General features: G+C 72.5%; 6 protein-coding genes and 1 tRNA gene. 3 read left to right on the forward strand and 4 right to left on the reverse strand.

All coding sequences use genetic code 11. From position 1 onward, the window contains the following. Positions 1-5 precede the first annotated feature (5 nt). A tRNA-Asp gene (locus SSBG_RS13400) sits at positions 6-80 on the forward strand. A gap of 898 nt (positions 81-978) precedes the next feature. Here the strand turns inward: SSBG_RS13400 and bldC are convergent. Together bldC and SSBG_RS13410 are read right to left on the reverse strand one after the other, a co-directional pair. Beyond that, a complete protein-coding gene (bldC, locus tag SSBG_RS13405) occupies positions 979-1,185 on the reverse strand; it encodes a developmental transcriptional regulator BldC (RefSeq protein ID WP_007824215.1) in 207 nt (68 codons plus the stop codon). Between the two features lie 728 nt (positions 1,186-1,913). Continuing rightward, positions 1,914-2,744: a hypothetical protein gene (locus tag SSBG_RS13410; RefSeq protein ID WP_008746671.1), complete on the reverse strand. Its 831-nt coding sequence runs from the start codon at positions 2,742-2,744 to the stop codon at positions 1,914-1,916. Between the two features lie 275 nt (positions 2,745-3,019). On the opposite strand from SSBG_RS13410, the gene SSBG_RS13415 reads away from it, so the two are divergent. Together SSBG_RS13415 and SSBG_RS13420 are read left to right on the forward strand one after the other, a co-directional pair. Next, the gene (locus tag SSBG_RS13415; RefSeq protein WP_008746672.1) at positions 3,020-4,147 is read left to right on the forward strand and encodes a Leu/Phe/Val dehydrogenase; all 1,128 of its coding nucleotides are present in this window, start codon (positions 3,020-3,022) and stop codon (positions 4,145-4,147) included. A gap of 341 nt (positions 4,148-4,488) precedes the next feature. Continuing rightward, positions 4,489-4,746, forward strand: a complete 258-nt coding sequence (locus SSBG_RS13420) for a DUF3073 domain-containing protein (RefSeq protein ID WP_008746673.1) — start codon at positions 4,489-4,491, stop codon at positions 4,744-4,746. 206 nt (positions 4,747-4,952) lie between these two features. Here SSBG_RS13420 and purM read toward each other — a convergent pair whose 3' ends face one another. Both purM and purF read right to left on the reverse strand, forming a co-directional pair. Then, positions 4,953-6,032, reverse strand: a complete 1,080-nt coding sequence (gene purM, locus SSBG_RS13425; RefSeq protein ID WP_008746674.1) for a phosphoribosylformylglycinamidine cyclo-ligase — start codon at positions 6,030-6,032, stop codon at positions 4,953-4,955. A gap of 185 nt (positions 6,033-6,217) precedes the next feature. Beyond that, a complete protein-coding gene (purF, locus tag SSBG_RS13430) occupies positions 6,218-7,747 on the reverse strand; it encodes an amidophosphoribosyltransferase (protein WP_008746675.1) in 1,530 nt (509 codons plus the stop codon). Between the last annotated feature and the right edge of the window lie 212 nt (positions 7,748-7,959).

Here is a 7,959-nt window from a genome sequence, read left to right on the forward strand (position 1 = left end):
CTTCTGGTCCTGTGGAGCAGTTTGGAGTGCTCGCCACCCTGTCAAGGTGGAGGCCGCGGGTTCAAATCCCGTCAGGACCGCAGCAGAGAAATACGTCGGAAGGCCCGTCACTTCGGTGGCGGGCCTTCCGCGTGCGCCGGGACGGACGCGGTTCCCGCCGGCGCGCGGCGGGTGCGCTCTGCCGGGCGCGCGGTGCGTGGGCCTGCCGGGCGCGCGGTGCGTGCGCCCAGCCGGACGCGGGTAGTTGACCGCCCCTTGCCCTCGGCTGACCAACTCTTGCCTTGACCTGTCGACCGGCGTGCGAGTACTCCGTAAGCGGGGCCTCGCGGCCCCTGAGTGCCCCTGAGAGCGCCCGGGAGGCGCACGGATACGAAAGTCCCTCCAACGAGTGACTTCGCGGCGGGAGAGGCCCCCTCAGCGGGTGAGAGCTGATAGGTGTTCTCCCGCACCGTCGAACACGTCGGCGCCCGGCCGGAGGGGACCGTCAGCCCACTAACGCACGGTGCGTCGTGGTGACAAAGAGTTCGCGGTGTGACGGGTGTCACGGAATTTCTTCGCAGACAGGTGGGACTTAACCCGTGCCTACATGAGGTCAATTTAATATGTGCAATTGCACCGTCATGCATGGCGGTGAATAGTCCTCCGGCATGACCGCACACTTTGCCACGCGACCGCCCGCCGATCGCCGCCTGGAGCACCCGGTCCGCACACGTCCGCACACCCCGCCGCGACAGCGCGCGGGAGGGAGCGGGAGCGGCACCGGACCGGGCCCGGCGGATCACGGGGAGGGGCGGCGGGCGCGGGCAACAAAAAACCGCGCTGGACCCGGCGGAGTCCAGCGCGGCCGATGACGTACCCAAGACTTGCGGCAAAGGCGCCTGTTGGGGCAGGCGGCCGACGTCGGATATGGAGCTGTGGAGCGGGGCGGAACGGGTTTGGGGACCCGAAACGCCCGGTAGAGCGCGTTTCGCCGCGCGATCAGGACTCGCTGCGCTGCTGGGGGATACCCGCCAGCAGGGCGCGAACCTCGGCCTCGCGGTAACGGCGGTGCCCGCCGAGCGTGCGGATCGACGTGAGCTTGCCGGCCTTCGCCCAGCGCGTGACCGTCTTGGGGTCGACGCGGAACATCGTGGCGACCTCAGCCGGGGTCAGCAGGGCCTCGGCGTCAGGGGTGCGAGCGGTCATGAGCGGCCTCCTCGGGAGAACCGAACCTTCTCGGTTCATTCCTCTAAATTCTGCACCTTGACCCACGTTGCCCGAAATGGGCGGACGAAGGTCGAGTCGGTTATAGGACGAACGGCTTGTCCTCGGCACTACAACTACACCATCCGTCCAGCCGCGTCGGCCAAACCGATGGAATTGCCCTCCCAGGCGGCCATCAGCGACGGAAGCCGATGGACTGTGTCATAGCGGACAGTTATCTATCCGTAACGATCAGTCACAGCACCATCGCCGACCACCACACCCCCCACGAAAGTACTTTCCCGGACGAGGCACGACAAACCGCCCACAAGCGAACGGAAGGAGCCCGCTCGGGGCTCCTTGTCCTATTTTGGCACGAGGAGGGGGGAAGGCCGCAAGGGGCCCTCTACGTGCGATCCGTCACGGATCACCCCGCTTGCCCCGATCTGGCGCCGGGCCGGACGGAACCGTCAACTCCCGCGCACGCGGATCGACTCGGAAGTGTTCACCGTGTGCGCGGAAGTGAAGAGTACGCAGGGACGCGCGAACGCGCGAGAGCCGCAGGTCCCACGCCCACGCGAGGGTCCCGGCACGGCCCCGGCTTCCCGGTTCGCGAACACTCGCGAACACGCGCACCCCGCCGCGCCCCCGGGCCGACGCCCACCGCCGCGTCCCCCGCGCCCCCCGAGACGGCGCCCGCCCCCCGCGTCGCCGCCCGGCGCCCGCGCCGCTCAGTTCGCGAACTGCCGCTCGCGCACCGCGCGCCACCGCTCCACCAGGCGCCCGTACGCCTCGGCCGCCGCCTCCGGCTCGTCGTCGCGCAGGCCCGCGAGCGCCGCCGCCATGTCGGCCGCCGAGTGGTCCTCGTCCAGGCCGTCCGCCGCGAGCGCGTGGACGAGCCCGCCGTAGTCCAGCTCGACCAGGGAGCGCGGGTGGAAGTCCTCCAGCCAGCTCCCCACGTCGATGAGCCCGTCGACGAGCGCCCCGTCCTCGACGGTGTCCCGCAGCGCCTTGAGCCCGCGCGCGACGCGGCGGCGGGCCTCGACCATCGGCGTCCGGTAGCGCAGCCGGGGCAGCTCGGGCAGCCACTCGCGCTCGGCGTCCGCGACGAGCGCGAACCAGCTCAGCGGGACCTGCCAGCGGCCGGTGCGAATCCAGGGACGGGCGTCCGGATTGCGGCTGAGCCACCGATCGAAATCGGCCATCGCCTGCTTGCGCACCACCTCGGGCAGCGCCGCGTCGAGCACGGGCGCGGGAAGCTCCTCCGCGAGGGAGCCGAGCGCCTGCCAGCCGCGCAGCCGGGTCCGCCAGGGGCACACGCACACCACCCCGTCCACGTCCGCGACGAACGCCTCGCCGCTCTCGTGGACGGGCACCGGGATGGGCGGGGTCGGCAGCAGATCCGCGAGTGAACGGCGCAACTCGTCCTGGCAGGAGGGGAGTTCGGGGCCGCGCGCGTACCGCTCCCAGTACTCGCGCTCGGGGCCGGGGAAAGCGGCGAGCGGCTCGTAGACACGGAGGTAGGCGGCGTACGGGACGCTCAGCGAGGACACCTTGGGCACGCTTCCTCCCTCCCCGGTCCCGCGTCAGGAAAACCCGCCCGGGCACCCGCGCGCGCGGACGCCCCGCGGGGCACCCGTGCGACGACACCGTCCCGCCCATCGTGCCACGCGGGTCCCTCACCCTCCCGGGTGATCCCCGCCACGTCCGGCGCGGGGCGGCGCGGTACGTCCTACGCTCGTGCCGGACCGTCCCCAACCACCCATGCGGGGGCGGGACGTTCGCCACCGCACACGCGCGGCGGCGCAAGCGGACCCAGCATCGAGGAGTCACCACAGTGACCGACACGGACAACGGCGTTCTGCGCGGCCTCTTCCACCCCGAGACCACCTCCGGCGACGCCGGCGGGCACGAGCAGGTCGTGCTCTGCCAGGACCGCGCGAGCGGCCTCAAGGCGATCATCGCCGTCCACTCCACCGCCCTCGGTCCCGCCCTGGGCGGGACCCGCTTCCACGCCTACGCGAGCGAGGCCGAAGCCCTCGCCGACGCGCTGCGGCTCTCGCGCGGCATGTCGTACAAGAACGCGATGGCGGGGCTGCGGCAGGGCGGCGGCAAGGCCGTCATCATCGGCGATCCCGCGCACGACAAGACCGAGGACCTGCTCCTCGCCTACGGCCGCGCGGTCGCCTCGCTCGGCGGCCGGTACGTGACGGCCTGCGACGTCGGCACGTACGTGGCCGACATGGACGTGGTGGCGCGGACCAACCCGTGGACGACGGGCCGCTCCCCCGAGAACGGCGGCGCGGGCGACTCCTCGGTGCTCACCGCCTACGGCGTCTTCCAGGGGATGCGCGCGGGCGCCGCCGAGCTGTGGGGCGCGCCCGCGCTCGCGGGCCGCACGGTCGGGATCGCCGGGATCGGGAAGGTCGGGCATCACCTCGTGGACCACCTCGTCGGGGACGGGGCCGAGGTCGTCGTGACGGACGTGCGCGAGGCGGCGGTGCGGGAGGTGGCCGCGCGGCACGCGGGCCGGGTCCGGGTCGTCGCGGACACGGAGGCGCTGATCCGTACGCCGGGGCTCGACGTCTACGCGCCGTGCGCGCTCGGCGGCGCGCTGAACGAGACGAGCGTCCCGGCGCTGACCGCGGCTCTCGTCTGCGGCGCGGCGAACAACCAGCTCGCCCACCCCGGCGTCGGCAAGGACCTCGCGGACCGGGGCATCCTGTACGCGCCCGACTACGTCGTGAACGCGGGCGGCGTCATCCAGGTGGCGGCGGAGCAGGGCGGCGGCTTCGACTTCGAGCGGTGCAAGGCGAAGACGGCGGGCATCTACGACACGGTCCGCGAAGTGTTCGCGAGCGCGAAGGCGGACGGCGTGCCGCCGGCGGTGGCGGCGGACCGGCTCGCGGAGGAGCGGATGCGGGCGGGGGCGGCGGTGGTGCCGGCGCCCTCGTCCGCGGGGTGACCTCACGGGACTCCGCCCGGACGCCGCTCCCCGGCCTCCGGCCGGGGGACCCCTGAGGGGCTGAACGCGCACGTGCGGATCCCAGCCCGAGACGGAACTCACCCCGTCCGGCGGGTCGCCCGTCCAGATCAGGCTAAAATCGGCGTTGACCAGCGACGACGATCACCCGTACCGCCCTCTCGGCGGCCCCGCCGTCACGGGCGGCGTACCGGATGCCCGTCGGAGCAGGTACCGTGGAACCACTACGGACACGGCCTCTCATCACGGAGTGCCGTCCCGGATACATGAACGCGTGTCAAGACTCTGGGGCCGTCGAGCCCCGTCACCGAGGGGGTCGAGCCATGGGGCGCGGCCGGGCCAAGGCCAAGCAGACGAAGGTCGCCCGCCAGCTGAAGTACAACAGCGGCGGGACTGACCTCTCGCGTCTGGCCAACGAGCTGGGCGCTTCGACGTCGAGTCAGCCTCCGAACGGCAAGCCGTTCGAGGACGACGAGGAAGACGACCCGTACGCGCAGTACGCGGATCGTTACGACGCCGACGACGACGAGGACGAGGCGGACGGGCAGTCTCCGTCCCCCTCCCGCCACCACGACGCTTGACCTCGCGGTCTCGCGGTACCCGGTCCGGGCTACGACCCGGACCGGGTTTACTGCTGTCCCCGAGCGGTAGCGGCGACGCCGCGTAGCCGGCAACGGCACGTGCGTCCCGTACGTCGTGGTGGAGAACCACAACCGAGAGCGGCACCGCGGGCGCGGCGGCACCCGGGTCACCGGGTGTGCCGTCGTGCGACCGCCGCGCCCGTGTGTCACTTGGCGTACTCCCCGGTGAGGGCCGCGCCCTCGGTGTGCGCGCCGCGGGCCACGACCTCACCGGCGACCCAGGCGTCCACGCCCCGGTCGGCGAGGGTCGCGAGCGCCGGCTCGACCGCTTCGGCCGGCACGGCGGCGATCATGCCGACACCCATGTTGAGGGTCTTCTCCAGCTCCTCGCGGGCCACGTCACCGGTCCGGCCGACGAGGCCGAAGACGGGTGCGGGCGCCCAGGTGGCGCGGTCGAGCCGCGCGTGCAGGTGGTCCGGGATGACGCGGGCCAGGTTCGCCGCGAGCCCGCCGCCCGTGATGTGCGAGAAGGCGTGGACCTCACTCGTGCGGAGCAGCGCGAGGCAGTCGAGGGAGTAGATCTTCGTCGGCTCCAGGAGCTCTTCGCCGAGGGTGCGGCCGAAGTCCTCGAAGCGGCGGTCGAGCGAGAGCCCGCCCCGGTCCAGGAGGACGTGCCGGACGAGCGAGTAGCCGTTGGAGTGCAGGCCCGAGGAGGCCATCGCGATGAGGACGTCGCCCTCGCGGACCCGGTCCGCGCCGAGGACGCGGTCGGCCTCGACCGCTCCCGTACCGGCACCGGCCACGTCGAAGTCGTCGGCGCCGAGCAGCCCCGGGTGCTCGGCGGTCTCGCCGCCGACGAGGGCGCAGCCGGCGAGGACGCATCCCTCCGCGATGCCCTTGACGATCGCCGCGATCCGCTCGGGGTGGACCTTGCCGACGCAGATGTAGTCCGTCATGAAGAGCGGCTCGGCCCCGCAGACCACGATGTCGTCCATGACCATCGCGACGAGGTCGTGACCGATGGTGTCGTAGACGCCGAGCCGGCGGGCGAGGTCGACCTTGGTGCCGACGCCGTCGGTCGCGGAGGCGAGCAGCGGGCGCTCGTACCGCTTGAGGGCGGAGGCGTCGAAGAGCCCGGCGAAGCCGCCGAGGCCGCCGACGACCTCCGGGCGGGTGGCCTTGGCGACCCACTTCTTCATGAGCTCGACGGCGAGGTCACCGGCCTCGATGTCGACACCCGCCGACTTGTATGAGGCGCCGGCGGGCTGGGCGGGGGTGGGAGACATGCGATCCAGGTCTTTCGTCTGCGGGGCGGCGGCGGTTCTCCGCGCGGGCTTGCGGTCACGGTCTCGCGTACGCGCGGCGTCGGGCCGCCGGGGTACGGGCGGGTGCGGGCGTACGGGCAAGGGCGGGCCCGCGCCTTCGGTGCCGGGGGCCGCGCTCGCGCACGTACCCCGGCACCTCGCCCGGCTCAGGGCCGGCGCAGGGCCTCGGTCGCGGCGGGCTCGGCGACCCCGGCGGCCAGTTCGGTCTCCAGGAGCTGCTTGCCGAGCAGCTCGGGGTCGGGCAGGTCCATCGGGTACTCGCCGTCGAAGCAGGCGCGGCAGAGCCGGTCCTTCGGGATCGTCGTCGCCTCGATCATCGCGTCCGTCGAGATGTACGAGAGCGAGTCGGCGCCGAGCGAGGCGCCGATCTCGTCGGGGGTCATCCCGTTGGCGATCAGCTCGGCGCGGGTCGCGAAGTCGATGCCGAAGAAGCACGGCCACTTCACGGGCGGCGAGGAGATCCGTACGTGCACCTCGGCGGCCCCGGCCTCGCGGAGCATCCGGACGAGCGCGCGCTGCGTGTTGCCGCGCACGATCGAGTCGTCCACGACGACGAGGCGCTTGCCCCGGATGACTTCCTTGAGCGGGTTGAGCTTGAGGCGGATGCCGAGCTGGCGGATCGTCTGCGAGGGCTGGATGAAGGTGCGGCCCACGTAGGCGTTCTTCACCAGGCCGTTGCCGAAGGGGATGCCGCTCTCCTCGGCGTAGCCGATCGCGGCGGGCGTCCCGGACTCCGGGGTCGCTATCACCAGGTCGGCCTCGACGGCGGCCTCCCTGGCGAGGCGGCGGCCCATCTCGACGCGGCTGAGGTAGACGTTGCGCCCGGCGATGTCGGTGTCGGGGCGCGCCAGGTACACGTACTCGAAGACGCAGCCCTTGGGGCGGGCGTCCGCGAAGCGGCTCGTGCGCAGGCCGTTCTCGTCGATCGCGACCATCTCGCCCGGCTCGATCTCGCGGACGAAGCTCGCGCCGCAGATGTCGAGCGCGGCGGACTCGCTCGCGACGACCCAGCCGCGCTCCAGGCGGCCGAGGACGAGCGGGCGGATGCCCTGCGGGTCACGGGCGGCGTAGAGCGTGTGCTCGTCCATGAAGACGAGCGAGAAGGCACCCTTGACGTGCGGGAGGACGCGCGGGGCGGCCTGTTCCACGGTGAGCGGGGTGCCGTCCTCGGCCGTCTGCCCGGCGAGGAGCGCGGTGACGAGGTCGGTGTCGTTGGTCGCGGCGACCTGCGTCGCGCGGCCGTTCTCCTTGGGGAGCGCCGCGACGAGCTCGGCGAGCCGCGCGGTGTTCACGAGGTTGCCGTTGTGGCCGAGGGCGATCGAGCCGTGCGCGGTGGCGCGGAAGGTCGGCTGCGCGTTCTCCCACACGGAGGCACCGGTGGTCGAGTAGCGCGCGTGACCGACGGCGATGTGGCCCTGGAGCGAGCTGAGGGAGGTCTCGTCGAAGACCTGGGAGACGAGGCCCATGTCCTTGAAGACGAGGATCTGGGAGCCGTTGCTGACCGCGATACCCGCGGATTCCTGGCCCCGGTGTTGGAGGGCGTACAGCCCGAAGTAGGTGAGCTTGGCGACCTCTTCGCCCGGAGCCCAGACACCGAAGACGCCGCAGGCGTCCTGGGGGCCCTTCTCGCCCGGGAGGAGATCGTGATTAAGGAGTCCGTCACCACGTACTGGCACGCCTTCGAGTGTAGGGGAGGTCGTGCACTGGTCCGAATTGGGGACGGGGTCACCGGTCTTGCCGGCGTTCGACCTGCGAGGACGCCGTGCGGGGGGGCCCGGCGGGGGCCTTCCGGGAGGGGCTGCGCGGACCGGTGATCCCGCAGGGGGAGGGGGTCTACGCGCGGGGGGCGCGGGGGGCGGGGGCGCACCGTGGGGTGCGGGGGGGCGTG

The organism is Streptomyces sp. SPB074 (assembly GCF_000154905.1).
GTDB lineage: Bacteria > Actinomycetota > Actinomycetes > Streptomycetales > Streptomycetaceae > Streptomyces.